A 25416-nucleotide genomic window follows, 5' to 3' on the forward strand; every position below is an offset into this window, starting at 1 on the left:
TAGCCACAGGAGCCGGAACAGGAGATCCAAACAGGCCGCGCCTGTTTTAGCTCCTGTGTAGGCTGTGGCAAAGCGCGAAGGCTATGATACACACTTTTTATTATTTAACTGGTATTTTTAGGGTGATTTTTTACTCATTACGAGAGCGTGTGTTAAATATATACAATTAGGAGCGTGTTTTTTGGTAAGTGTCATTCGACCCGGCAGGACATATTGAAAAGGGAGGCAGTGATGATGGTTGAAAGAATAGTCGGTAAAAAGGCCCCTCATTTTGAAATGGATGCAGTATTGGTGGATAAGTCATTTGGGAAGGTATCGTTAAAAGACAGTATGGAGAAAGGGAAATGGACAGTATTGCTTTTTTATCCAATGGATTTTACGCCGGTGTGTCCAACTAATCTTACGGCAATCAGTGATCGATATGATGAATTTCAAGATTTAGATACAGAAGTGATTGGTATTTCTACGGATACAGTGTATACACATCTTGCATGGGTCAATACAGGCCGAATGCAAAATAGTGTGGGCACATTAAACTTTGCGCTTGCAGCAGACACAAATCATCGTGTTTCAAAGCAGTATGGTGTATTTGTTGAAGAAGAAGGGGCTGCGCTTCATGGTTTATTTATTATTAGCCCAACCGGAGTACTACAATATCAAACGGTTTTTTATCAGAATGTTGGGCGAGATGTGGATGAACTATTACGTGTATTACAAGTACTTCAAAGAGGAGGGCTATACCCAGTAAATTGGTGTCCGAGTCAAGAGACACTTTAACTACATTCGCATATGATAGCAAAGAGCTAGGAGGGATTAGTGGATGAAGTTACGCGCTCCAATGCCTTCGCTAGACGGAGCGAAGTGGTTAAAAGGTAGAGGATGGACAAATGACATGCTTACAGGAAAGCCAACGTTTATTCATTTTTGGTCTGTGAGCTGTAATTTATGTAAGCATGGGCTAGATACTATCAATCATTTAGCTAATCAGTATGCGGGGGATTTAAATATTATAGCCGTGCATATGCCGCGTACCGAGGAAGATGTTATTGTAGATAATGTGAAAAAGGTTGTAAAATATTATGACATGCTACAGCCAATAGTAATCGATAATGAGTTTTTAATCACGGATCGATTTAACAATCGATATGTCCCAGCCTATTATTTATTTGACGATAAGGGACTTTTACGCCATTATCAAGCAGGTGGCAGTGGATTGCGCATACTTGAAAAGCGCATTGAACGTGTTGTCCACGAACATAAAGGTATGGTTTGATGCCATACCTTTTTTATTTTGTTCATTTGCGATACACTTGAAACACATTACAATAAGGGGGCATTATACGATGAGAAAAGAATTTGTAGTCATCGGACTTGGCCGATTTGGTAGTAGTATTGTTGGAGAGTTAATTGCACAAGGGGCTAATGTTATGGCCATTGATATGTCGCAAGAACGAGTAGATGAATTTGCGCAAATTGCGACACAGGCTGTTGTAGCAGATACGACGGATGAGGCGGTTATTAAGTCTCTTGGTTTATGGAATTTTGAGCATGTGATCGTAGCAATCGGGGAAGACATCCAATCAAGTATACTGACAACGTTAATTTTAAAAGAATTAGGTGTACAGCAAATTACAGTAAAAGCGACGAACGACTATCACGAAAAAGTATTGCGTAAAATTGGTGCTGATTTTGTCGTGCATCCTGAACGTGATATGGGGATTCGAATTGCCAATAATATGATATCTAATAATGTACTGGACTATTTAGAACTATCGGACGAGCATTCCATTATGGAGATTAAAGCGAGTGATCGTATTGCTGGACGCTCTCTTGTAGACTTAGACATTCGTGCGAAATATGGGATTAATATTGTAGGGATTAAACGTGGTGAGGAAATTTTAATTACGCCTTCTCCGACAGATCCGATTTTAATGGGGGATATCCTTCTTGTTATTGGCGCGGATGTAGATATTAATCGATTTATGAAAAAAGCGTTGTAGAAAAGGATAGCGTGTATCTAGTAGGAAAGTTCCTATTGGATACACGCTTTTTATTAAGTGTATAAGAAATTACACTTCCATAATGATTGGTAAAATCATTGGACGACGTTTTGTCTTTTCGAAAAGATAAGGCCCTAAAACGTCTGTAATTTCATTTTTTAATTCAGTCCATTGGGTCGATTTCTCTTGGATGACGTGATTTAAATGTTGTGTAAGCATTTTTTGTGCTTCGTTAATCATCGTACCTGATTCGCGCATATACACAAAGCCACGTGAAATAATATCAGGTCCAGCAACGACTTTTTGATTTGTCATATCAACGCTCACAACGACGATGACAAGACCTTCTTCTGAAAGGATACGGCGATCACGTAGTACGATATTACCTATATCGCCAATTCCGTTACCATCAATATAGACATCTCCTGATGGAATGCGACCTGCTACATGTGCTTCTTTGGCACTTAAAGCAAGTACTTCACCATTTTCCATCACAAATGTGTTCTCGTGTAGTACATCACAATCAACGGCTAGCTCTGTATGCATTTTTAACATGCGGTACTCACCGTGGATAGGCATAAAGAATTTCGGCTTCATTAGTCGAAGCATTAATTTTTGTTCTTCCTGTGAGCCGTGTCCGGATGTATGGATGCTATTGAGTGAACCATGAATGACTTCAGCACCAGCGCGGAACAGCAAGTTAATAATTTTATTTACGCTCATTGTGTTCCCTGGAATCGGTGAAGAAGAGAATACAACTGTATCGCCAGGCTGAATTTGAATTTGTCGATGCGTTCCATTGGCAATACGTGATAAAGCCGCCATTGGTTCCCCTTGCGAGCCTGTACATAAAATCATGACTTCATTTGCAGGTAAACGATTAATGCTTTGAGCATCCACGAATGTTTCTTTCGGCGCAGTAATATAACCTAACTCACGACCGATTGTAATCGCATTGTCCATCGAACGACCAAACACCGCAATTTTACGACCGTGTGCAGCAGCAGCATCTGTTACTTGTTGTAAACGGTGGATATTGGATGCAAATGTCGCGAAAATAATGCGACCATCTACTTTTCGGAAAATATCATTAATGCTTTCGCCCACTTTACGTTCAGACATCGTAAAGTTAGGTACTTCAGCATTTGTACTGTCTGATAGTAAACATAAAACACCGTCACGTCCGATTTCAGCCATTTTCGTTAAGTTCGCTGGCTCTCCAACAGGAGTAAAGTCGAACTTGAAGTCCCCTGTATGTACGATATTGCCAGGGGGTGTTTTGACAACGATTCCGAACGCGTCTGGAATACTGTGTGTTGTACGGAAGAAGCTGACAGATGTTTTTCGGAATTTAATAACATCTTCTTCTTTAATTTCAATTAACTTTGTTGTGCGTAGCAAACCATGTTCATCTAGCTTATTGCGTAGTAAACCTAGCGCAAGCTTACCGCCGTAAACAGGAACGTTTACTTGGCGCAGTAAGTATGGAATGCCACCGATATGATCTTCATGCCCGTGCGTAATAAATAACCCTTTAATTTTGTCGACATTACGTACTAAATACGTATAGTCTGGAATTACGTAATCAATTCCGAGTAAATCATCTTCAGGGAATTTAATGCCTGCATCGATGAGAATGATTTCATCTTGGAATTGAACGCCATATGTGTTTTTGCCGATTTCGCCCAGTCCGCCAAGTGCGAATACAGCTGCTTGATCGTTTTTAACGAACTTCATAATCGATTAAGCATTCTCCAAACGGAAGTTAGGGCTGTTTTGCTCATACTCAAGGTATGCACCTTCTAATAATTGTACAAGCTCGATATTGTATTTGCGGTCTTTTAAATACTGACGAACTTCGCGTTCTGAAGAGGCCTCTACATATAAAGATTTTGTGTTTTCGCGAACTGGAATCTCATTCATATTTTCTTGATAATAAACTTTGTAAATCATAATTACTCTCCTTTTAAAACGTACATAGTCATTGCATTTAAGTTTATACTTTATACAACTTTTATGTTATTTGAAATACTTATGTATAAATACATGTCTGAAGAAGTATAAAATAACGAAAGTTATAAAAAGAATCATTTAAATAAATGCATTTCCTTTATATTATCATGCAGCTACTTTAAAATAAAGAAAAGCCCTTCAAATTCTGAAGGGCTTAGGCAATTGATTTTTTTCCGAGGATGCCATTTAACCGTTTCAATAATTTCTTTTTGAGCCGTTTTAGCATGGCACATCACTCCTTACATTCATTATAATGAATTTTCAGATATTTGTAAAGGTTTTTTTGTTAAAGAGAGGGTAGATTATATGAAAAAAATTTTATTTTTCGACGTAGACGGTACACTGTACGATAGTGAGAAACGTTTACCTCATTCAACGAAAGAAGCGCTATTTTCTGCGCGTAAAAATGGCTATGAAATTGCTATAGCAACAGGGCGTGCCCCATTTATGATTACGTCTTTACTAGAAGAGCTTGAAATCGATACATATGTGACATTTAACGGACAATATGTGGTGTACAAGGGGGAGGTCATTTTTACGGATTCTATTCCGCGCGATTATTTACAACAAGTGATTGCATTTGGTGAGCGTCGTGGTGAACCCGTTGTATTTTTAGATGATCGTGAAATGATTGCATCGCTTCCGGATAATCATAAGGTAGAATCTAGCTTAGCTACACTAAAATATCCGTATCCTCGTATCGATGCTGCATTTTATCAAGTGCAAGCAGTCTATCAAACGTTAATTTTTGTAGAAGAAAAAGATGAGCATTTATATCGTAAAGCGTTTCCGGAAGTGCAATTTGTACGTTGGCACCCCTATTCATGTGATATTTTGCCTAAGTCCGGTTCAAAGGCGCGCGGCATTGAGAAAATCTTGCAACATATTGGGAAGACAATGGATGATGCAGTAGCGTTTGGGGATGGCTTGAACGATATTGAAATGCTACAAGCAGTGGGACTTGGTATTGCAATGGACAATGGGCATGATCAAGCGAAGGCAGTAGCAAATGTCATTGCCCCACATGTGGATGATGATGGCATTTATAAAATTATGAAAGAGCTTGGCATGATTTAAAGTTTGTAAAAAAGCGACTTTAGATAACTACAAAGGATGTATCCCGAAAGTGAGAACTTTCGGGATACATCCTTCATTTTTGATCAATATCTACTAAGGAGTCGCATCAGTATGCTTCCTTTGTTGTTAATTTCTTTCGTATGGAGTAGCATTTGGGATTTCGCCAAATGGGTCTTTTTCGTTAATACGATCGTAAAACATGACGCCGTTTAAATGGTCAAGCTCATGCTGGAAGGCAATAGCGGGTAGTCCCGACAGTCGCATCTTTTTCTCTTCGCCGTCTACAGTCATAAATTTCACTGTAATGCGTGCATAGCGGGGTACGTAGCCTGGCACATGACGGTCCACAGAAAGGCAGCCCTCGCCAGATGTCATATATGTTTGCTCAACAGAATGGCTGACGATTTTTGGATTGATTGCAACAAAGCTTAATTGCTCCCCTTTTTCATCTGCTAAATGTAAGGCAAACATACGTTTTAAGCTATTTACTTGATTCGCTGCTAGACCAATCCCTCCACGTAAACCGTATTTTTCAGCCATTTCAGGATTTTGACTATTAATTAAGTATTCTAGCATATCATGAGCGAGGTTTTGTTCTTCTTTAGTGAGTGGGAAAGTCACTTCTTCCGCACGTGTTCGCAAAGTAGAATGACCTTCGCGAATAATATCTCCCATTAAAATCATTTAAATACTTCCTTTCGCATTTCTACTTCTGCCTTTAGTATACAATACGGAGCAAGCTGTTCAATGAAAAAACGTTGAAATACGAAAAAATATCATTGTAAATTATGGAGATGAGAAATGATGAGTTTGATTGAGCGTTTTAAGGGGAAAAATAAAAATGGAGGTGTTATTATAGTACAGGTGTTGTTTTGATATATAACAGATTGGGGTTTTTGAAATTTTTTATTTTGTATAAAAAAATGCGTTTTATTAGAAAATCAACGATTGACCGATTGTGTTTTCTTCTTTATACTGAGTGGTAAGAAATAGTTGTACTAATAAAAATAGATTAAAAAATAATACAGTTGAAAGGGAGCGTTCACTATGGGAGAAAATAAGTTTGATCCAACTGTAACGTTACATGAAATTGAAGACAAATTTCAAATGTTCCAAATTTTAAATGAAGAAGGGGAAATCGTAAACGAAGAGGCAAATCCAAACCTTTCGGATGAAGAGCTTGTAGAGTTAATGTCTCGTATGGTCTATACACGCATTTTAGATCAACGCTCAATTTCACTGAATCGTCAAGGACGTTTAGGTTTCTATGCGCCAACTGCTGGTCAAGAAGCCTCTCAATTAGCATCACAATTTGCACTTGAAAAAGCAGACTGGATTTTACCGGGCTACCGTGATGTACCGCAAATTGTTATGCATGGTTTACCACTTTGGAAAGCATTTTTATTCAGCCGTGGTCACTTTATCGGTAATCAAATTCCAGAAGGTGTAAACGTATACCCACCACAAATCATTATTGGTGCACAATATATTCAAGCGGCAGGTGTAGCACTTGGTTTGAAGAAGCGTAATGCGCAAGCTGTTGCTGTAACGTATACAGGTGACGGTGGTTCATCACAAGGTGACTTCTATGAAGGTATTAACTTTGCAGGGGCAATGAAATCACCAGCAATCTTCTTCATTCAAAACAACCAATTTGCGATTTCTACACCACGCGAATTACAAACAGCAGGTAAGACGCTTGCACAAAAAGGTGTAGCTGCTGGTATTCCAAGTATTTTAGTAGATGGTATGGATCCACTTGCCGTTTACAAAGTAACAAAAGATGCGCGTGAACGTGCAATTAATGGAGAAGGACCGACTTTAATTGAAACAATGACATACCGTTACGGACCACATACGATGGCAGGGGATGACCCAACGCGTTACCGTACAGGTGATTTAGATAATGAATGGGCAGCAAAAGACCCAATTGTACGCTTCCGTAAATTCTTAGAAGCAAAAGGTTTATGGTCACAAGAAAAAGAAGAAGCTGTAATCGAGCGTGCAAAAGAAGAAATTAAAGAAGCGATTAAACAAGCAGACCAAGCACCAAAGCAAAAAGTAACAGAGCTAATCGAGAACATGTATCGTGGTGACTTACCTGCGAACTTACAAGAACAATTAGCGATTTATAAAGAGAAGGAGTCGAAGTAATATGGCACAAATGACGATGATTCAAGCAATTACAGATGCACTTCGTTGTGAATTGAAAAATGACGAAAATGTATTAGTGTTTGGGGAAGACGTTGGGGTAAACGGAGGCGTGTTCCGCGCGACGGAAGGTCTTCAAAAAGAGTTCGGCGTAGATCGTGTATTCGATACACCGCTTGCAGAGTCCGGAATTGGTGGTCTTGCAGTTGGTTTATCGCTAACGGGTTTCCGTCCAGTGCCTGAAATTCAATTCTTCGGCTTCGTTTTCGAAGTATTTGACTCCATCGCAGGTCAAATGGCACGTACGCACTACCGTACAGGTGGTACATACAATATGCCAGTCACAATCCGTTCACCATTTGGTGGTGGAGTACACACACCGGAAATGCACTCGGATTCATTAGAAGGATTAATGGCACAAACACCGGGTTTAAAAGTGGTCATTCCTTCTACACCATATGATGCAAAAGGATTATTAATTTCAGCTATTCGTGATAATGACCCAGTTGTGTTTTTAGAGCACTTAAAATTATATCGTTCATTCCGTGAAGAAGTACCGGAAGAAGCGTACACAATCGAAATCGGTAAAGCGGATGTAAAACGAGAAGGTAAGGATCTATCCATCTTTGCATATGGTTTAATGGTTCATGAAAGCTTAAAAGCGGCAGAAGAGCTTGAAAAAGAAGGGTATTCTGTAGAGGTTGTCGACTTACGTACAATCCAACCATTAGATATCGAAACAATTATTGCTTCTGTTGAAAAAACAGGTCGTGCCATCGTTGTACAAGAAGCGCAAAAACAAGCAGGTATTGCTGCAAACGTTGTAGCGGAAATTACAGAACGTGCCATCTTAAGTTTAGAAGCACCTGTTCTTCGCGTAGCAGCACCAGATACAGTGTATGCTTTCCCACAAGCTGAGGGTGTATGGCTACCGAGCTATAAAGATGTAATGGAAACGGCGAAGAAAGTTCTAACATTCTAAAAAGAGGTGAGCATGTATGTTTAATTTCCGTTTACCGGATATCGGAGAAGGTATCCACGAAGGTGAAATCGTTAAATGGTTCGTAAAACCAGGAGACAAAGTGCAAGAAGATGATATTTTATGTGAAGTACAAAACGATAAAGCAGTTGTAGAAATCCCATCTCCAGTAGAAGGTACTGTCGAAGAGGTATTAGTAGCAGAAGGGACAGTCGCGGTTGTAGGTGACGTCCTCATTCGATTTGATGCGCCAGGTTATGAAGATTTAAAATTAAAAGGCGATGACCATGCAGAAGCAAAAGGTGAAGAGAAAACAGAAGCACAAGTCCAAGCGACAGCTGAAGCAGGTCAAGCGATAGCAAAAGAACCAACAGCAACAGAAGAGGCACCAAAAGCTGAAGTCGTACCAGCAAGTGAGCCAGATACGAATAAACGCATCATTGCAATGCCATCTGTACGTAAATTTGCACGTGACAATGGGGTAAATATTCACCAAGTCGCTGGTTCAGGTAAAAATGGCCGTGTTGTAAAAGAAGATATTGAGAAATTTATGAGCGGTGAGCAAGCGCCAGTTGCACAACAAGCAGTAGCTGAAGTACAAGCACCAGAAACGGTAGATGTACCACAAGTAGCCGTACCGGTAAATGTAGAAGGTGAGTTCCCAGAAACACGTGAAAAAATGAGCGGTATTCGCAAAGCGATTGCAAAAGCGATGGTACACTCAAAACAAACAGCGCCGCACGTGACATTAATGGACGAAGTAGATGTGACGGCACTTGTCGCACACCGTAAGCGTTTTAAAGACATTGCCGCTGAAAAAGGTGTAAAATTAACGTACTTGCCGTATGTTGTCAAGGCGTTAGTGTCTATGTTACGTGAATTCCCAGAGTTTAATCGTTCATTAGATGATGCAACACAGGAAATTATTCAAAAGCATTATTATAATATTGGTATTGCAGCTGATACTGAAAAAGGATTATTAGTTCCTGTCATTAAGCATGCAGATCGTAAATCTGTCTTCGCTGTATCAAGTGAAATTAATGAGCTGGCAACAAAAGCACGTGACGGCAAGTTAACACCAAATGAAATGAAGGGTGGCTCCATGTCGATTACGAACATTGGATCAGCTGGTGGTCAGTGGTTTACACCGGTAATTAACCATCCTGAAGTAGCAATTTTGGGAATTGGCAGAATTTCAGAGAAACCTGTAATAAAAAATGGTGAAATTGTAGCGGCACCTGTGTTAGCATTATCATTGAGCTTTGACCATCGCATGATCGATGGTGCCACTGCGCAAAATGCTTTAAATCATTTAAAGCGTTTGTTAAGTGAACCAGAACTTTTATTAATGGAGGCGTAATAAAATGGTAGTAGGAGATTTTCCAATCGAGATTGATACTCTAGTTGTTGGTGCAGGCCCTGGTGGTTATGTAGCGGCAATCCGTGCAGCGCAAACTGGACAAAAAGTAACAGTAGTAGAGCGCGGTCAACTAGGCGGCGTATGTTTAAACGTAGGATGTATCCCATCAAAAGCATTAATCTCTGTAGGTCACCGCTTTGAGCAAGCGAAGCATTCAGATGATATGGGTGTTGTCGCATCAGATGTGAAATTAGACTGGGCTAAAGCACAAGAATTCAAAAACGGTGTTGTCAAAAAATTAGTAGGCGGCGTTGAAGGTCTATTAAAAGGCAATAAAATAGATATCGTAAAAGGTGAAGCTTACTTTGTTGATGCAAACACTGTACGTGTCATTGATGGCGATAACGCACAAACTTATACGTTCAAAAATGCTATTTTAGCAACAGGTTCTCGTCCAGTTGAAATTCCAACATTCAAATTCACTGAGCGTGTAATCAACTCAACAGGTGCGCTTTCTTTACCAGAAGTACCAGAGAAATTAGTTGTAATCGGTGGCGGTTACATCGGTACAGAGTTAGGTTCTGCATACGCAAACTTAGGTTCACAAGTAACAATTATCGAGGGTGGAAAAGACATCCTAGCTGGTTTCGAAAAGCAAATGACACAGGTTGTGAAAAAAGGCTTAAAGAAAAAAGGCGTAGAAGTAGTAGTAGGCGCATCAGCTAAAGGTGTACAAGAAAATGAAAACGGCGTAATCGTAACATACGAAGTTGGCGGAGAAGAAAAAACAGTTGAAGCAAACTACGTATTAGTCACTGTAGGTCGTCGTCCAAATACAGATGAAATGGGTCTTGAGCAAATCGGTGTTAAATTTGCAGAGCGCGGTTTACTAGAAGTGGATAAACAATGTCGTACGTCAGTACCAAACATTTATGCAATCGGTGATATCGTAGCGGGTCCACAACTTGCACATAAAGCATCTTACGAAGGTAAAGTAGCGGCAGAAGCAATCGCTGGCGAGCACTCAATCGTAGATTACTTAGCAATTCCAGCAGTATGCTTCACAGATCCAGAACTTGCTACTGTAGGTTACTCAGAAGACCAAGCAAAAGCAGAAGGTATCGAAGTGAAAGCGGCGAAGTTCCCATTCGCTGCAAACGGTCGTGCATTAGCTTTAAACGCTACAGAAGGTTTCGTGAAACTTGTTGCGCGTAAAGAAGACGGCTTGTTAATCGGTGCTCAAATCGTTGGTGCTGGTGCATCTGATATGATCGCTGAAATGGGTCTAGCAATCGAAGCAGGTATGACTGCTGAAGACGTAGCATTAACAATCCATGCTCACCCAACATTAGGTGAGATCACAATGGAAGCTGCTGAAGTATTACTTGGCAACCCAATCCATATCGTATCTAAATAATTAATCAGTCAAGCCTTATTATTTCTTCGGAAATAATAGGGCTTTTTCTATGTTTACTAAAAATAATAGCCCTCATATATTAAGTTCATTTTCATCTTTTAACGTAACAGTTGATTTCAAAAATCAGTGTATACCTTGCTATTGAATCGTCTCATTTGTTTGGGTTTTGAAGAAAAAATGAACGGTTTCATTCAAAATAGAGCGCTCTACAACTAGCTACAGTGATAAAAAAGAGAGAAATTTACTAAAAACGGAGGTTGCGCTGAGTGGGGAAAAAGATCTTTTTCGGATGGAAAACGAACAGAATCGAGCTTTTTTCGAAACATATGCCGTCATCGAAATTAGTTGATGTGTGCCTTTATGATGCGATCATTCATAAAAAAATGATAACTTACGATTTTTGAATAAAAAATTTATTTATTCATTTTAAAAACGATGAAAATTGCCACTGGTCGTTTTTGAGATACGACTTAATTATGAATAAGTGCTATTTAGGATAATAGTCCTCGTTTGACACTTATTTTAAATTAAGTTGTATACCGATTTCGCTATGTGACACAATTAGGGGATTCAAAATAATCGATTTCAATGACGAGCAATAAAAATACGTACTCGTTGATTGGATTGGAGGCCACTCGACTGGACTCGGGCAGGAATAAGCATGAGCCGAAATAAATTAGCTGAAGTCGTGCCTGCGGAAAGTGAGTTGGCCGTAGCGGAAATTAACGTATTCTAATGCGTTTCTCAACAATATATAGAATGTTTCAATAATTAATTGAGCAAACATTCATTTCTAATAATTCCCAATGTATAATAGAAGTACATCGGCAAAGGGGGAATGGATGGTGGATTTACAGTTACAAGGCAAAGTAGCCATCGTGACAGGCGCGAGCAAGGGGATTGGCTTTTATACAGCGCTACAGCTCGTAAAAGAAGGGGCACATGTCACGATTTGTGCACGTGGGGAAAAATATTTAGAAGTTGCTGCCGCAAGTATTAAGCAACAAACAGGGGCTGATGTCTTGGCTGTGCCAGCAGACGTAACAAAAGAACAAGATTGCCAAGCAGTCATTGAAAAGACGATTGCTCATTACGGCAAACTTGATATTTTAGTGAATAATGCAGGAACTGCGGCTGCTTATCCATTTGAACAAGTCGCAACAGCGTTATGGCAAACGGATTTAGATGTAAAACTTTTTGGTGCCATTCATTGTGCGAAATATGCAATTCCCCACATGAAACAAGCAGGCGGAGGGGCCATTGTCAATGTGACCGCGGTATTGGCAAAAACACCACCGGCAAGCTCCTTACCGACAACGGTAAGCCGTGCAGCAGGACTAGCCTTAACAAAGGCGATGAGTAACGACTTAGGGGCTTACAATATTCGTGTAAACGCTGTTTGTATCGGTCTTATTCGAAGTGATCAAATTGAAAAACGTTGGCAAGCACAAGCACCACAATTATCGTGGGAGGAATATTCCGAGCAAGTCGGTCAATCAATCCCACTTGGTCGCATTGGCAGTACAGAAGAAGCCGCCAATGTTATTACTTTCTTAGTGTCTGATGCAGCATCCTATGTGACAGGGACAACGGTCAATATTGATGGTGGGGCGGGTAGTGCATTATAAAAAGCTGTGCGTGAAGATTTTCTTCGCGCGCAGCTTTTTATGTTGTTTTTAACGACGAATAGTTCCTTCATACAGCTCAATCCACTCATTCACTGTGATTTTGCTACACAGCTCTGCGATTAAATCAAATGGAATATGCTTTGTGGAAGTCCAGCGAATGCAGCTTTTTCCCATGTTTAGCTTAGTCGGAACCGTTTGTGCATACGCTTGTTGAAACCATGTCAGTATCTGTTCATCTGTATAAATGCCCATATGGTAAAGGGCTAAATGCCGTTTTTGAGCGGCAATACTAATGAATGGTAGCGGTGTATGTGGTGTGACATGGTAGCCAGATGGATAGGTTTCTAGCGGTATAACATATGAAATCATATTGTACTGCATTGTTTTTTCAAAGCCAGCTGGTAAATTTTCTTCAATGGTATGCATTAACTCCATAAATGCATCACGCCACTTCTCATCGATTTGTGAAATATATTGTTCAAACATCGTCCCACAACCTTTGCCTATTAATAAAACATGCATTCACGCTAATCACATATCCATGCGAAGCGTGAATGCATAACATTGTTATTCTTTTATGAAAATAGGATTATTTAGTCCATTATAACGTGCAATTTGATAGGCGTAAAGTAAGCCGATAACCGCTGTGGCAGATAATCCGATGATCATCGATAGATTATAGTCTAATCCGAATCCTTCTGGTGCTACCATTAAATACGTAAAGACGACAGCTGTCATAAACATCGCTGGAAGACCAGCAATCCAGTGGAACTTTCCTTCCTTTAATAAGTAAGAAGTAGCTACCCATAGCATAACCGTTGCCACCATTTGGTTTGTCATCCCTACATAGCGCCATAGAAATTGATAGTCAATCGTTGTTAAGTAAAATGCAGGAATAGTTACGGCAACAGTTGCTAAAATCGCAACCGTTGTCTGATTACCTTTAATGCGTGAGCCTAGGAAATCAAGCACAATCATACGAGCTGAGCGAAGCGATGTATCCCCTGTTGTAATCGGTAAGATAATCACACTTAGAATAGCTAATAAGCCACCGACAGTACCAAGTAATCCAATGGCGATCTGGTCTACTACACCACCAGCACCTACTGACGTAATAACAGCACCAAGTTCCCCTGTACCGCCAAAGAAGCTCATGCCTGCTGTACACCAAATTAAAGCAATAATCCCTTCCCCAATCATCGCACCGTAAAATACTTTTCGTCCCTCTGTTTCTTTTTTTAGTGTACGAGAAATAATCGGACTTTGTGTAGAGTGGAAGCCAGAAATAGCACCACAAGAAATCGTAATCATTAATAAAGGCCAGATTGGTAAATCAGCTGGATGTAAATTAGCAAATGTTAATTCTGGTATTTTAATATCTGAGAATAATAATGAGACTAAAATAGCACTAGCCATAATTAATAGTACAGCCCCGAATAACGGATAAATACGACCGATAATTTTGTTAATCGGTAAAATCGCTGCGATTAAAAAGTATAAGAAAATAATCACAATCGCAACCATAAAGGTAATGCCTGTTTTCGCTGAAATGACAGCTGCAGGACCTGCTGTAAATGCAGCAGCTACTAAAATCATTAACACGACAGATACGATATCTGTGAAGACACGCATTGCTTTTCCTAAATATTTTTGAACAAGCGCAGGGAATTGTGCGCCACCATGTCGTAGTGACAGCATACCTGCAAAATAATCGTGAACTGCACCGGCAAAAATACAACCGAATACGATCCAAACCATTGCAACCGGGCCATATAAGGCACCTGCAATCGCCCCATAAATTGGACCAAGCCCTGCGATATTTAATAATTGAATTGTCCAACCTTTCCAAGCGGGCATCGGAATATAATCTAAGTTATCTGTTTTTGTGTAAGCAGGGGTCGGCGTTGCATCATTGACAATAAACACCTTTTCTACAAACTTACCGTAAACAATATAACCAATTAGTAATAGAAGGATAGAACCTAAAAGTGTAAACATAAAAACTCTCCTAAAATAATTTCATTTTTTTGATAAATCGAATTATATAACGCAAAAATTATTTTGACAAACTATTTTTAGAAAATTTTATATATTGAAAACGTTTGGTGCTACTAAAAAATTTCATGTAATCGGTTACATGAAATCATTCATCTATTTCATACAGAAATCTTGTTAGTTAATTTTTTGATAATAGACAGAAAATTTTAGCTGATTTAAAAGTACGATCTTTATGTTATTTAAAACACAACAAAGCCTGAGTAAGACATTATGTATGACATAACGGAAAGAAGCTGTGTTTTAAGTCTAGCAATAGTAGCTTGTGCATATAGAATAATTATGGAAAAAACAAGTGGCGCTGTAATTGCACCTAGTATTTTCAGCAAACCATTAATAATGGCCTACGAGGAGGAAATGATATGAATTTAGAAACAATGACGGTTGAATTATTAGAATATGGTGTGCAAGTTGTAACAATTAATAACCCCCCTGCCAATACATTAAATTTAGCGATTCAACATGATTTGCTGCAACTTATTGATGAAGCGAATCATAATCCAGCTATTCGTGCAATTGTTTTTAAATCAGCCAATCAAAAAATTTTTATTGCAGGAGCAGATTTAGGACAAATGAGCAACAGTACAGGTGAAGTGGATTATGAAGAAGGGGCAAAGCAGCTTCAAGATATTTTTAATGCGCTAGAAGCTGTTCGTGTACCGACCATCGCAGCGATGAATGGACATGCACTTGGCGGTGGCTGTGAATTTGTATTAGCGTGTGATTTTCGCATTATGGGTAGCGGTACAATCGGCTTAACTGAATCATCGTTAGGGTTATTACCAGGTGCAGGTGGGACACAGCGCATGACGAAGCTCGTTGGTGGAGCAAAGGCACGTGAATTAATGTTCTTAAGTCAGCGTTTGAAAGCAGAGGAAGCGGCTGCAATCGGACTTGTGACAAAAGCGGTTGCACCAGAAGAAGTAGAAACAGAAGCGATTGCACTTGCAAAGACGCTAGCACAAGGAGCAGTGGGTGCGTTAGGTTTAATTAAAGAATGTATTTTAGCAGCTGAGCTTCCACTTGAGCAAGGGTTAAAGGTAGAGCGTGAAGCATTTGCGAAAACATTTGCAACAGGTGAGCCAACGGAAGGGATGAGAGCATTCTTCGAAAAGCGCCCACCGAATTTTATCAAGCAAGTGACAACATAAATTACTGTGGCAGGTTCTTTCTAGAGCCTGCCTGTTTGCATTTCAAGTAAAGGCTCAGCGCTTCGAGGGCGGAAATTGTCCACGCAACTAAACCAGCAGAAGAGCCTATTTGGGTTGTAGACGAATATTTACAACGTTCCAAAAAATCCATCGTCGTAGATTTAAAAAATCCAGAGGTGATCGCCTCTTTAAAAGCGTTAGTGAAAGACTATGATATTGTGGTTGAGCAATTTCGACCAGGCGTCATGGAGCGTCTTGGACTTGGTTATGAAGAGCTAAAAAAGATTCATCCAGGGCTTATTTATTGCTCGATTACAGAATATGGGCAAACAGGGCCTTTGAAGGATCGTGGAGGTCATGATATTAACTATGTCTCGCTTGCGGAAATTCAAGGGTATTCGGGTACACAAGCGGAAGGGCCTGCTCAAATCGGGATTCAAATGGCAGATATAGCAGGTGGGTCGTTGCAAGCTGTCGTTGGGATTTTAGCAGCGGTTATTTACCGTACGCGTACAGGGGAAGGGCAACATCTCGATATTAGTATGACGGACTGCGCGTTAGCATTAAATGTATTATCAGCACCAGAATACTTAGTGAGTGGTAAACCTCTAGAACGTGATCGCCTCATGTTGAACGGTGGAACTTTTTATCGTTCTCCGACAGAAGACCCTCACTTCAAGGAATGAGAAGGGGGTAGCCCAATGAGTAAGTGGGAGATGAATGTCGGTTGACGATTGCCAAAACTTGTATCATTGTGATAAAATAGGAACAAACGTTCTATAGGTGAGGTGAAAGGCAATGTTTGTCCATAAAGCATACAAATTTCGCATTTATCCAAACAAGGAACAAACCATACTGATGGCGAAAACAATCGGTTGTTCTCGTTTTGTATTCAATCACTTTTTGGCACAATGGCAGAATGCTTACAAAGAGACGGGTAAAGGGTTGACTTATAACGCTTGTTCTGCTCAATTAACCCAATTAAAGAAAGCGTTCGTTTGGTTAAAAGAAGTGGACAGCATTGCGCTGCAGTCATCACTTAAAAACCTTGCTGATGCCTATACGCGATTCTTTCAGAAACAAAATAACGCACCACGTTTCAAGTCTAAAAATAGTCAGGTCCAATCGTACATAACGAAGCATACGAATGGAAATATTGCGATTATAGGCAATCGCATCAAGTTACCTAAACTCGGTCTTGTTCGCTTTGCTAAAAGTCGTGAAGTGAAAGGACGTATTCTTCATGCCACGATTAGACGTAACCCAAGTGGCAAATACTTTGTGTCTATCTTGGTTGAAACAGAAGTACACAAGTTACCTAAGACGGGTTCTGCTGTTGGTGTTGATATGGGCTTGAAGAATTTTGCGATTCTTTCTAACGGAACAGCCTACGAAAACCCTAAATGGTTTCGAAAACTAGAGGAAAAATTAGCGAGAGCACAACGGATTCTTTCCAGACGACGAGAACTAGCAGGCAAGCGAACATGTCCATTAGATGAAGCGAAGAATTATCAGAAACAAAAGCGTAAAGTAGCACGTCTCCATGAGAAAATCACAAACGCAAGAACCGATTACTTGCATAAAATTTCAACTGATCTTGTCAAAAACCACGACATCATTGGGATAGAAGATTTGCAAGTAGCCAATCTGTTGAAAAACCACAAATTAGCGAAAGCGATTAGTGAAGTATCTTGGTCACGATTTAGGATGATGCTTGCATATAAAGCAACATGGTATGGCAAGCGAATCGTTGTGGTGTCAAAAACATTCGCTAGTTCTCAACTTTGTTCGTGTTGTGGTGACCCCAATAAAGATGTTAAACAGCTGAATGTCCGTGAATGGGATTGCCCAACCTGTGGGACACATCATGATCGAGATATGAACGCAGGGCAAAATCTTAAAAATGAAGCAATCAGACTTCTAACCGTAGGGACTACGGGGATAGCCTAATCCAAACTTTCGGTTACGAAAGTGTTCTTAGGAATCTCTCACTTCTAAGCGTAGCGAAAGTGGGAGTAGTTCAAGGGTATTATGAAACGAAGGACGGTCGCCATTTATCAGTAGGAAGTCTCGAGCCGAAATTCAGACAACAACTTTGTATGGCGATTGGGCGTGAAGATTTACTTCCGTTAGCGATGAGCTTTAAGCCAAAAGATGCGATTGCTTTGAAAGAACAATTACAGCTTATTTTTAAAGAGAAAACATTTGATGAATGGACGTCCATTTTTGCGCAGGTAGATGCTTGTGTAGAACCGGTACTCACATTTGAAGAGACGGTGGAACACCCATTGTTTTCAGCGCGTGAAATGTATGTGGAAGTAGCAAAAACAGATGGGACAACACAAAAACAAATTGCTTGTCCGATTAAGTCTAATATCTTTCAGCCAGTTTATCCTACTGCTGGGGTAGCAGCAGGCACGCATAACGAGGAGATACTCGGATCGCCTATAAAGTGAAACGTCCTGTTGCCCTTAACCAATCGGGCTTTTACGGGTAGTTGATCTCCTACCTATGCTTCTCGATTTTCCTTGAGCCTTGAGGTGGGAGTCTTAATGCGGGATAAAATAGATAGGGGATGGAACAGTGTCAAACGTCATAACAATTGGAACAAAGGCGGTATATCCCATTATTTTTGAAGTGGATTACGGTCAAATGAAAAGCATCAATTGCTATTTATATCAACATGGAGAAAGTTTAACCTTAATCGATGCGGGCATTGATTTACCAGCTTTCCTTGAATTTTTTGAGCAAAAGCTGAAAGAATATGGCTTTACAATCCATGATATTGATCAAATTTTATTGACCCATCATCATGGGGATCATATTGGGCTAGTCAATCATATTGTAAAGCAAAAGCAAGTACCGATATATGCACATCATGTATCCATTGAACGTTTGCAGTTAACAGAGGCGTATCAATTGCGGAAGCGTCAGTTTTTTCAGCAGTTGTACGAGGAATACGCTAGTTTAGAGTTAGCAGGTCCACGCCTCAAAAAGATGGAACAAACATACCAAAACACCGAAGCATTGAAAATTAATGCACCTATTATTGCCTTTTCTGATGGGGATACAGTTTGCGGTCTCCAAGTCATGGAAGTGCCAGGTCACTCGCCGGATTCCGTGTTATTTTATGAAAGAGAAACAAAATGGTTATTTGCTGGGGATTTAGTATTATATACAGGTACGACCAATGCATTGATTGACCATGATGAGCAGTTGAATTTATTGCCAACGGTGATGCAGTATAAACAGTCACTTGAAAAATGCCTACAACTTGATACAAGTGTGATTTATGCAGGACACCAGCAACCGTTTTCGAATTTATCTGAAATCGTAGAGAAAAATTTACAGCGGATTAATTTTAAGCTAGAACGTATTGTGCGCAAGGTGGCAGAGGGACATAAAACAGCCCTTGATTTAGCGAAGGCGATTTATGGTGATCGAATAAAACATGAATTTCCACTGATTATGTCTGAAATTATTGGTTATGTCACATATGGTGAAATGCAAGGGATGCTTGAAAAAAAGAGCAATGATGGGCAATGGGAGTTTTTTGTGAAGGCGTAAAAAAGTATAAGAAATGTAAAAACTGTCTTTCAATTGCAAGGGTGCAATAGAAGGCAGTTTTTCTACTTGGTGCATAAATATTGTCAATAATTTGTCAAAAACAATAGACAGAAAATTTCGTAAGTCGTAAAATGAAACTCATAGATAGAGAGGGGGCTATTAACATGAGAGTGATTCGCACAATTGCCCAAATCTGCATTTTATGGGTCTTTTATTATATTGGTGTATTAATTGTCGAGTGGACAGGGATTTTTATTCCACCGAGTATTATCGGTCTTGTTCTATTATGGGGATTACTCATGCTAAATGTGATTAATGTTAAATATATTCAAGATGGTGCTAGCTTTTTAATTGCTTTTTTAACATTATTTTTTATTCCATCTACGGTTGGAGTCGTTGAATACCCTGAATTACTAACGGTATCAGGACTTTTACTCGTTTTAGCGGTCTTTTTAAGTACCGTGATTACCATTATTATAGCGGGAAAAGTGAGTCAATTTATCGAGCAAAAGGAGCAAACAGTAAAGGAGGAAGCAGAGCATGCTAGCATTACTCATCATCATTAGTACGATTGTATTATTTATGATCCTTCAAAAAATCTATGTAAAAGTAAATCATCCGCTCTTCCTACCATTATTATCGACAACGTTTATCACGGCCATTATTTTAGTTGTATTCAATATCCCATATAGTACATATATGCAAGGCGGGGAGTGGATTCAAAAAATGCTAGGGCCAGCTGTTGTTGCGTTAGCTTATCCTTTATATAACCAGCGTACGCTTATTTATAAATATAAATATTCGATTCTATCCAGTTTAGTCGTAGCGATGCTATCTGGTCTTAGTAGTGTATATGTCTTGTTAAAACTGTTTAAAGCGAGTGATGCGTTTATGTTGACGGCTTTGCCGAAATCGTTAACAACACCTGTCGCAATGCAGGTGAGTAGTTCGATTGGAGGTATTGCGCCATTAACGGCAGTACTTGTAATGGTTGCGGGGTTTACAGGAGCCATTGTTGGACCTTTTCTATATAAAATTGCCCGTATTGATACAGCGATTAGTCGCGGGGTATCAATGGGTAGTGCAAGTCATGGCGTAGGGATTTCAAAATTAAAAGAATATGGTGAGGAAGATTTATCGATTGGTTCGCTCTCTATGGGGCTCAGTGCAGTATTAGGGGCATTTATTTGTCCTGTATTTGCCATGCTCATTATGTAAATTAAGCGAAGTCATCAGCTAATGTTGATTTTTGTTGAAACGAGTAAATTAGAAAAGTATGTGATTGCAGGTGATGAAAGCCACTCTTTTTACCCATAAAAAAACTTGAGGGCAACGTACCCTCAAGTGTTTTAGAAAATCGCACGACGTTCTTTAATGACGCGGATATTTTGTAATGTTGCATCTTCAGGGCCTTGTACAGGCAAACCTGCTTCTATATTCATTTGAATATATTTAATGTTATCTTGTGTAATTACTTCGCCAGGAATAAAAATTGGGATTCCTGGTGGGTACACCATAATGAATTCAGCTGAAATGCGGTCATGTGCTTCTGACAGTGGAATGACTTCTGTTTCTGCATAAAATGCATCACGTGGAGACATCGCAAGTGCTGGAATTTCAGGTGCTTTTACATTTGGTATCTTAATAGCTATCTCTGAGTCAAATGCTTGAGACATGCGTACTAAAGCATTCACGAGGAGATTCATTTCCTTTTTCGTATCACCAAGTGTCACTAAACATAGGATATTATATAAATCTGATAACTCGACTTCAATATTAGCGTTTTGGCGTAACCATTCTTCTGCAGTATGTCCTGTAATCCCTAAATCTTTTACGCTAATTAATAGTTTGCAAGGGTCCATATCAAATGTTGCAGAAGAGTGAAGCTTTTCACGGCCAACACATGTTAAATGTGGAATGGCATTAATCCGTTTTCGCGTATCCTTTGCCAAACGAATAGCATCATCAATTAAATCATGACCATGTACAGCTAATTGGCGACGTGCGCAATCTAAAGATGCTAGTAATGGGTAGGATGTTGATGTTGTTGTGAGCATCGAAAAGATCGACTGTGCACGTTTAGCAGAGACACGTCCTTCACGTATATTTAAGATGGATGTCCCTGTCATGGAACCGCCTAGTTTGTGCACGCTTGTAGCTGCCATATCAGCACCTGCTTGCATGGCTGATAGTGGAAGTTCGTCATGGAATTTAATGTGTACACCATGTGCCTCATCGACAATAACAGGAATATCATGGGCATGTACGATTTCAACGATGCGCTTTAAATCAGCAGCAAAGCCAAAATACGTCGGGTTAATGACTAAAACAGCTTTTGCGTCTGGGTATTTTTGTAATGCTTTTTCTACTGATTCTGGTGAAATTCCATGAGAAATACCTAACTCAGTATCTACTTCAGGATGAATGAAAATCGGAATTGCACCTGCAAATACAATTGCCGACATAATCGATTTATGAACATTCCGTGGTACTAAAATTTTATCACCTGGGCCGACGACGGTCAGAACCATCGTCTGAATTGCGCCACTAGTACCTTGAACGGAAAAAAATGTATGATCAGCACCAAAAGCTTCGGCAGCAAGGGCTTGTGCTTGCTTAATCGCTGCTTTAGGTGAATGTAAATCATCTAGCGGAGCAATATTGATTAAATCAATTGATAAAACGTTGTCGCCGACGAACTCTCGAAACGCCGGGTCCATACCGGAACCTTTCTTATGGCCTGGAATATGGAACTGAATTGGATGTCTGTTTCGATGCTTGAGTAAAACGTCGAACAATGGAGTCTCTAACTGTGACAACGCAGGTACCACCTCACTTAAATTAAATTTTTTAAAAACAAATGAATTATAGCACCTATTGCATCATGTGACTATATATAAAGTTAGAAAATTCGTCTTACTTTAATAGCGAATAAAAAAATTTAAAAGAAAAAGGGGTCATTTTAATGAATTGGGAGACACGTATAACAAAATTATTAAAAATAAAATATCCAATTATTCAGGGTGGACTTGCATACTTAGCGTATGCGGACTTAGCTGCAGCTGTATCCAATGCAGGTGGACTTGGTCAAATTACAGCAATGAGTTTACCATCGCCAGAAGCGCTAAGAGAAGAAATTGAAAAAGTACGTACGTTAACGGACAAGCCATTTGGGGTGAACTTTGCCATTGGTATGTATGGTAAAGGGTACGAGCCGATGGTTGAAGTTGCAAAAGAAATGAATGTACCTGTTGTGACAATGACAGGAGGTAACCCAGCCCCTATTTTCGATATTTTGGAGGGGAGCGATTGTAAAAAGCTTGTATTAGTCGCAGCACGTCGTCAAGCACAAAAAGCAGAAGAGTTAGGTGCCGATGCGGTGATGGTCGTTGGACAAGAAGGAGGAGGTCATTTAGGACGTGATGATGTGGGGACGATGGTACTTGTACCACAAGTAGTAGATAGTGTATCGATTCCAGTTATAGCCTCTGGAGGGATCGGCGATGGGCGTGGCTGGATGGCCGCACATGCGCTTGGTGCAGAAGGGATTGAAATGGGTACACGATTTATTGCGACAAAGGAATGTGTGCATGCATCTGATGTGTACAAGCAAGCGTTATTAAACAGTGCAGAAACGGATACGACGGTGATCAAGCGTTCAATCGGTGCACCAGCAAGGGCACTTCGGAATGACTTTACGGAGCAAATTTTAAAAATTGAAAGTGAAACACCAACGTATGAGGCATTGAAAGATTATATTAGTGGCAAAGCAAATAGACGCTATATTTATGATGGCGATATAGCACAAGGGTTTGGCTGGGCTGGTCAAGTAACTGGCATGATTCATGATATCCCAAGCGCAGCGGAACTCATCGAGCGAATGGTTGTACAGGCTACAGAAATCCGTTTAAAATGGGGGCAGTAATACAGAAAGGCCATTATCGATTTATAGGTGAAAATGGCTAGAAAGAACAACGAAGGTAGGTTACAGCATGGAATATTCGTATCCATTATCAACGGATTGGACAACGCAAGAAATGGTAGACGTTGTACATTTTTTTGAGGCAATCGAAGCAGCGCATGAAAAGGGTATTAAGCGTGAAGTATTTATGGCGAGGTATCGCCGTTTTAAAGAAATTGTTCCGTCGCAAGCAGAGGAGAAAACCATTTTCCGTGAATTTGAGCAAGCGAGTGGCTATGTGGGTTATAAAGCGGTAAAAATGGCTAAAGAATCAGCAGACGGACAAATCATTCGTCTATAAAGACAAAAGGTGTAGTAATCGTGAGGGACGATTACTACACCTTTTTACGTGAATTGCTTAGATATTTTTTTCTAAAAGTCTATATACGTGATGCAACTAGAGTAGCGAGTGCATACACTGTATCAAAGCTATCGCCAGGGAATTCTGCTACTGCAAATGGGACGCCTAATTCGTGGCATAATTGTTGGCACTGCTCACCAATCTCAAAGTAAGATTCGACATCGGCAGTGAGTGATAGTAGCTCACATGTGACAAAGCCAGTGCTACCTGAAGCATGTAGTGCACGAATTTTATCTTTTACATCTGGCTCTAGCCAATTTGCTTTCCCGCCAGAAGAACGATAAGTAAGATGGAAGTTATGAATATTCGACTTAGCAGCAATTGCTGTTGCTAGCTCTGTAAATTGCTTCACATAGATCGCATTGCGTTCTGGATCAATTGGTTGGCTATGCACAGTAAATAAGATGTGGGCATTGTCCTGTGCTGCAAGTGGTAACCAATGCAATGCACGTGTTACACGTTCAGCATAAACATTCACAATCCCTTCATCTGTATGCCAATCTGTAATAGCGATATGTTTGATATTGTTTTGTGCAACTAAATCCGCTACTTCTTGATGTACTGCGCCACCACCAGATGCAGAGAAAATCGGGTTAATGGGTAATGTAACGATTGTCGTTACACCGTCATTTAGTGCTTGTTTTACAGCCTCCTGCACGAATGGTGTGGTATGTTTATAGGCATTGTAAACTTTTACAGGCTCCTCTAGACGACGATTGAGTAAGCTTTCTAAACCTTTAGCAATCCGTTGGGTAGAAGAGGCAATGAAATCTGGGAATCCAGACTTTTTAAACGATGCCTCAATTTGTTCCATCATCGGTGCTGGAACAGGCTTGCCATTGAGAATATGGCTAAAATATGTACGAACATCATCGATTGATGTTGGTGCACCATATGCATAATAAATGATACCAATCATGTGTTGTATACTCCTTTCAACTCATAGTATATACAATATAATTTAAATTGCGCACTTAAATGATAATCATTTTCAACGTGTTTAAAAAAATAATTAACAGATATGTCATTATTCCGCACATCTGTTAATAAAATAATTATTTTCCAACGAAAATATTGTAAATTAACAGTAAATCATCGAATGTTTTTTTCGTGAATTGCATAAACTCATCAGAAGAAAGGTTAATTGCATCGTCAGCTACGATATGTCGACCTACTAATAGTTCACCTTTTTTTACATCGCGCAAGCGTATAATAAGTGTCTCAAGTTTTTCACTACGTGCTTCCCCTAATTTTATGGCATCTGGGGACATATGATCACCTGAAATAATGTAATCATCACTTAATTGATTAAATGCATCGATATTTTGCAATAAGCGTTTGGCCATCTCAGCTTTTTGAGGTGCTTCGTAAATGATAGCGGTCACAATAAATAAATGACTATTCCACAAACCAATTTGAAAATGCGGTAATGCTTTGTAGCCTCGTTTATAAGGGGCAAAAGCTACCCAAGAATCTTTTGGAGGATTGACAGTTCGACGTGCATGCTTGGCAACGTGATGGAAAAATTCATCTCCAGTTTTAATACTTAAATAATTGGAAAAGATTTCACCTAGTGTATGGAATTTAGGACGAACAATAGTAGTCAATGCTTCCATGCGCTCATCTAAACCATTTATTTGAAAAACATTAAAATCCTCCGCCGTCCACTGTACATTGCTCAAAATTAATAACTCCT

The 25416-nt window shown here is 39.8% G+C and carries 26 protein-coding genes; 18 read left to right on the forward strand and 8 right to left on the reverse strand.

The features are described from left to right. The first annotated feature begins 234 nt into the window (after positions 1 to 234). From AC3II9_RS16490 to AC3II9_RS16500, 3 genes are all read left to right on the forward strand, one after another. Positions 235 to 777, forward strand: coding sequence for a peroxiredoxin (locus AC3II9_RS16490; protein ID WP_489157189.1), 543 nt, complete (start codon positions 235 to 237; stop codon positions 775 to 777). A gap of 43 nt (positions 778 to 820) precedes the next feature. Further along, complete coding sequence (locus AC3II9_RS16495) at positions 821 to 1273, forward strand: TlpA family protein disulfide reductase (protein ID WP_489157191.1); 453 nt, start codon at positions 821 to 823, stop codon at positions 1271 to 1273. Positions 1274 to 1343: 70 nt separating this feature from the next. Beyond that, on the forward strand, positions 1344 to 2000 hold the full coding sequence (locus AC3II9_RS16500) for a potassium channel family protein (protein ID WP_391366249.1): 657 nt from the start codon (positions 1344 to 1346) through the stop codon (positions 1998 to 2000). A gap of 69 nt (positions 2001 to 2069) precedes the next feature. Here AC3II9_RS16500 and rnjA read toward each other — a convergent pair whose 3' ends face one another. Both rnjA and AC3II9_RS16510 read right to left on the reverse strand, forming a co-directional pair. After that, positions 2070 to 3737, reverse strand: coding sequence for a ribonuclease J1 (gene rnjA / locus AC3II9_RS16505; RefSeq protein WP_391366250.1), 1668 nt, complete (start codon positions 3735 to 3737; stop codon positions 2070 to 2072). A gap of 6 nt (positions 3738 to 3743) precedes the next feature. After that, complete coding sequence (locus AC3II9_RS16510) at positions 3744 to 3953, reverse strand: DNA-dependent RNA polymerase subunit epsilon (RefSeq protein WP_431029324.1); 210 nt, start codon at positions 3951 to 3953, stop codon at positions 3744 to 3746. 366 nt (positions 3954 to 4319) lie between these two features. Between AC3II9_RS16510 and AC3II9_RS16515 the strand changes: the two genes are divergently transcribed. After that, complete coding sequence (locus tag AC3II9_RS16515) at positions 4320 to 5090, forward strand: Cof-type HAD-IIB family hydrolase (RefSeq protein ID WP_489157193.1); 771 nt, start codon at positions 4320 to 4322, stop codon at positions 5088 to 5090. A 126-nt stretch (positions 5091 to 5216) separates the two neighbouring features. Here the strand turns inward: AC3II9_RS16515 and def are convergent, their stop codons facing one another. After that, positions 5217 to 5774 carry a peptide deformylase gene (def, locus tag AC3II9_RS16520; protein ID WP_489157195.1) on the reverse strand — a complete coding sequence of 186 codons (558 nt, stop codon included), beginning with the start codon at positions 5772 to 5774 and terminating at the stop codon, positions 5217 to 5219. Between the two features lie 363 nt (positions 5775 to 6137). On the opposite strand from def, the gene pdhA reads away from it, so the two are divergent. The 5 genes from pdhA (at position 6138) to AC3II9_RS16545 (ending at position 12625) form a co-directional block, all read left to right on the forward strand. After that, entirely contained in the window at positions 6138 to 7244 is a 1107-nt protein-coding gene (gene pdhA, locus AC3II9_RS16525) for a pyruvate dehydrogenase (acetyl-transferring) E1 component subunit alpha (RefSeq protein WP_489157197.1), read from the forward strand. Between the two features lies 1 nt (position 7245). Further along, the gene (locus AC3II9_RS16530) at positions 7246 to 8223 is read left to right on the forward strand and encodes an alpha-ketoacid dehydrogenase subunit beta (RefSeq protein WP_489157199.1); all 978 of its coding nucleotides are present in this window, start codon (positions 7246 to 7248) and stop codon (positions 8221 to 8223) included. Between the two features lie 16 nt (positions 8224 to 8239). Next, positions 8240 to 9580, forward strand: a complete 1341-nt coding sequence (locus AC3II9_RS16535; RefSeq protein ID WP_489157201.1) for a dihydrolipoamide acetyltransferase family protein — start codon at positions 8240 to 8242, stop codon at positions 9578 to 9580. 4 nt (positions 9581 to 9584) lie between these two features. Beyond that, positions 9585 to 10997: a dihydrolipoyl dehydrogenase gene (gene lpdA, locus AC3II9_RS16540; RefSeq protein ID WP_391366257.1), complete on the forward strand. Its 1413-nt coding sequence runs from the start codon at positions 9585 to 9587 to the stop codon at positions 10995 to 10997. Between the two features lie 845 nt (positions 10998 to 11842). Next, positions 11843 to 12625: an SDR family NAD(P)-dependent oxidoreductase gene (locus AC3II9_RS16545; protein WP_489157203.1), complete on the forward strand. Its 783-nt coding sequence runs from the start codon at positions 11843 to 11845 to the stop codon at positions 12623 to 12625. 48 nt (positions 12626 to 12673) lie between these two features. Here AC3II9_RS16545 and AC3II9_RS16550 read toward each other — a convergent pair whose 3' ends face one another. Together AC3II9_RS16550 and AC3II9_RS16555 are read right to left on the reverse strand one after the other, a co-directional pair. Next, entirely contained in the window at positions 12674 to 13111 is a 438-nt protein-coding gene (locus tag AC3II9_RS16550) for a DUF1801 domain-containing protein (RefSeq protein WP_489157205.1), read from the reverse strand. Positions 13112 to 13192: 81 nt separating this feature from the next. After that, a complete protein-coding gene (locus tag AC3II9_RS16555) occupies positions 13193 to 14623 on the reverse strand; it encodes a carbon starvation CstA family protein (RefSeq protein ID WP_489157207.1) in 1431 nt (476 codons plus the stop codon). Between the two features lie 419 nt (positions 14624 to 15042). Between AC3II9_RS16555 and AC3II9_RS16560 the strand changes: the two genes are divergently transcribed. The 7 genes from AC3II9_RS16560 to AC3II9_RS16590 all read left to right on the forward strand — a co-directional run bounded on the left by AC3II9_RS16560 (position 15043) and on the right by AC3II9_RS16590 (position 20616). Then, the gene (locus AC3II9_RS16560) at positions 15043 to 15831 is read left to right on the forward strand and encodes an enoyl-CoA hydratase/isomerase family protein (protein ID WP_489157209.1); all 789 of its coding nucleotides are present in this window, start codon (positions 15043 to 15045) and stop codon (positions 15829 to 15831) included. 107 nt (positions 15832 to 15938) lie between these two features. Then, the gene (locus AC3II9_RS16565; RefSeq protein WP_489157286.1) at positions 15939 to 16517 is read left to right on the forward strand and encodes a CoA transferase; all 579 of its coding nucleotides are present in this window, start codon (positions 15939 to 15941) and stop codon (positions 16515 to 16517) included. Positions 16518 to 16629: 112 nt separating this feature from the next. Continuing rightward, the gene (gene tnpB / locus AC3II9_RS16570; RefSeq protein ID WP_489157211.1) at positions 16630 to 17781 is read left to right on the forward strand and encodes an IS200/IS605 family element RNA-guided endonuclease TnpB; all 1152 of its coding nucleotides are present in this window, start codon (positions 16630 to 16632) and stop codon (positions 17779 to 17781) included. A gap of 59 nt (positions 17782 to 17840) precedes the next feature. Continuing rightward, positions 17841 to 18287, forward strand: coding sequence for a CoA transferase (locus tag AC3II9_RS16575; protein ID WP_489157213.1), 447 nt, complete (start codon positions 17841 to 17843; stop codon positions 18285 to 18287). Between the two features lie 127 nt (positions 18288 to 18414). Beyond that, positions 18415 to 19398, forward strand: coding sequence for an MBL fold metallo-hydrolase (locus tag AC3II9_RS16580; RefSeq protein ID WP_489157215.1), 984 nt, complete (start codon positions 18415 to 18417; stop codon positions 19396 to 19398). Between the two features lie 164 nt (positions 19399 to 19562). Continuing rightward, positions 19563 to 19964, forward strand: a complete 402-nt coding sequence (locus AC3II9_RS16585) for a CidA/LrgA family protein (RefSeq protein WP_489157217.1) — start codon at positions 19563 to 19565, stop codon at positions 19962 to 19964. Next, positions 19939 to 20616: an LrgB family protein gene (locus AC3II9_RS16590; RefSeq protein ID WP_489157219.1), complete on the forward strand. Its 678-nt coding sequence runs from the start codon at positions 19939 to 19941 to the stop codon at positions 20614 to 20616. The genes AC3II9_RS16585 and AC3II9_RS16590 overlap by 26 nt, the downstream gene beginning before the upstream one ends. Before the next feature lie 131 nt (positions 20617 to 20747). On the opposite strand, the gene AC3II9_RS16595 is transcribed toward AC3II9_RS16590, so the two are convergent. Then, the gene (locus tag AC3II9_RS16595) at positions 20748 to 22217 is read right to left on the reverse strand and encodes an aminotransferase class I/II-fold pyridoxal phosphate-dependent enzyme (protein WP_489157221.1); all 1470 of its coding nucleotides are present in this window, start codon (positions 22215 to 22217) and stop codon (positions 20748 to 20750) included. A gap of 146 nt (positions 22218 to 22363) precedes the next feature. Here AC3II9_RS16595 and AC3II9_RS16600 point away from each other — a divergent pair, with 146 nt between their 5' ends. Together AC3II9_RS16600 and AC3II9_RS16605 are read left to right on the forward strand one after the other, a co-directional pair. After that, positions 22364 to 23323, forward strand: coding sequence for an NAD(P)H-dependent flavin oxidoreductase (locus AC3II9_RS16600; RefSeq protein ID WP_489157223.1), 960 nt, complete (start codon positions 22364 to 22366; stop codon positions 23321 to 23323). 67 nt (positions 23324 to 23390) lie between these two features. Further along, the gene (locus AC3II9_RS16605; RefSeq protein WP_391366276.1) at positions 23391 to 23660 is read left to right on the forward strand and encodes a UPF0223 family protein; all 270 of its coding nucleotides are present in this window, start codon (positions 23391 to 23393) and stop codon (positions 23658 to 23660) included. Positions 23661 to 23739: 79 nt separating this feature from the next. Here the strand turns inward: AC3II9_RS16605 and AC3II9_RS16610 are convergent, their stop codons facing one another. Continuing rightward, entirely contained in the window at positions 23740 to 24639 is a 900-nt protein-coding gene (locus AC3II9_RS16610; protein WP_489157225.1) for a ferrochelatase, read from the reverse strand. Between the two features lie 136 nt (positions 24640 to 24775). Next, a complete protein-coding gene (locus AC3II9_RS16615; RefSeq protein WP_489157227.1) occupies positions 24776 to 25402 on the reverse strand; it encodes a YktB family protein in 627 nt (208 codons plus the stop codon). Positions 25403 to 25416 lie beyond the last annotated feature (14 nt).

The sequence above is a fragment of the Lysinibacillus sp. RU7 genome, from assembly GCF_057837305.1.

What these genes read in the sequence shown, in the direction of transcription:
- AC3II9_RS16490 (WP_489157189.1), top strand. Translation starts at nt 235, where the DNA reads ATGGTTGAAAGAATAGTCGGTAAAAAGGCCCCTCATTTTGAAATGGAT.
- AC3II9_RS16495 (WP_489157191.1), top strand. Translation starts at nt 821, where the DNA reads ATGAAGTTACGCGCTCCAATGCCTTCGCTAGACGGAGCGAAGTGGTTA.
- AC3II9_RS16500 (WP_391366249.1), top strand. Translation starts at nt 1,344, where the DNA reads ATGAGAAAAGAATTTGTAGTCATCGGACTTGGCCGATTTGGTAGTAGT.
- rnjA (WP_391366250.1), bottom strand. Translation starts at nt 3,737, where the DNA reads ATGAAGTTCGTTAAAAACGATCAAGCAGCTGTATTCGCACTTGGCGGA.
- AC3II9_RS16510 (WP_431029324.1), bottom strand. Translation starts at nt 3,953, where the DNA reads ATGATTTACAAAGTTTATTATCAAGAAAATATGAATGAGATTCCAGTT.
- AC3II9_RS16515 (WP_489157193.1), top strand. Translation starts at nt 4,320, where the DNA reads ATGAAAAAAATTTTATTTTTCGACGTAGACGGTACACTGTACGATAGT.
- def (WP_489157195.1), bottom strand. Translation starts at nt 5,774, where the DNA reads ATGATTTTAATGGGAGATATTATTCGCGAAGGTCATTCTACTTTGCGA.
- pdhA (WP_489157197.1), top strand. Translation starts at nt 6,138, where the DNA reads ATGGGAGAAAATAAGTTTGATCCAACTGTAACGTTACATGAAATTGAA.
- AC3II9_RS16530 (WP_489157199.1), top strand. Translation starts at nt 7,246, where the DNA reads ATGGCACAAATGACGATGATTCAAGCAATTACAGATGCACTTCGTTGT.
- AC3II9_RS16535 (WP_489157201.1), top strand. Translation starts at nt 8,240, where the DNA reads ATGTTTAATTTCCGTTTACCGGATATCGGAGAAGGTATCCACGAAGGT.
- lpdA (WP_391366257.1), top strand. Translation starts at nt 9,585, where the DNA reads ATGGTAGTAGGAGATTTTCCAATCGAGATTGATACTCTAGTTGTTGGT.
- AC3II9_RS16550 (WP_489157205.1), bottom strand. Translation starts at nt 13,111, where the DNA reads ATGTTTGAACAATATATTTCACAAATCGATGAGAAGTGGCGTGATGCA.
- AC3II9_RS16555 (WP_489157207.1), bottom strand. Translation starts at nt 14,623, where the DNA reads ATGTTTACACTTTTAGGTTCTATCCTTCTATTACTAATTGGTTATATT.
- AC3II9_RS16560 (WP_489157209.1), top strand. Translation starts at nt 15,043, where the DNA reads ATGAATTTAGAAACAATGACGGTTGAATTATTAGAATATGGTGTGCAA.
- tnpB (WP_489157211.1), top strand. Translation starts at nt 16,630, where the DNA reads ATGTTTGTCCATAAAGCATACAAATTTCGCATTTATCCAAACAAGGAA.
- AC3II9_RS16585 (WP_489157217.1), top strand. Translation starts at nt 19,563, where the DNA reads ATGAGAGTGATTCGCACAATTGCCCAAATCTGCATTTTATGGGTCTTT.
- AC3II9_RS16590 (WP_489157219.1), top strand. Translation starts at nt 19,939, where the DNA reads ATGCTAGCATTACTCATCATCATTAGTACGATTGTATTATTTATGATC.
- AC3II9_RS16600 (WP_489157223.1), top strand. Translation starts at nt 22,364, where the DNA reads ATGAATTGGGAGACACGTATAACAAAATTATTAAAAATAAAATATCCA.
- AC3II9_RS16605 (WP_391366276.1), top strand. Translation starts at nt 23,391, where the DNA reads ATGGAATATTCGTATCCATTATCAACGGATTGGACAACGCAAGAAATG.
- AC3II9_RS16610 (WP_489157225.1), bottom strand. Translation starts at nt 24,639, where the DNA reads ATGATTGGTATCATTTATTATGCATATGGTGCACCAACATCAATCGAT.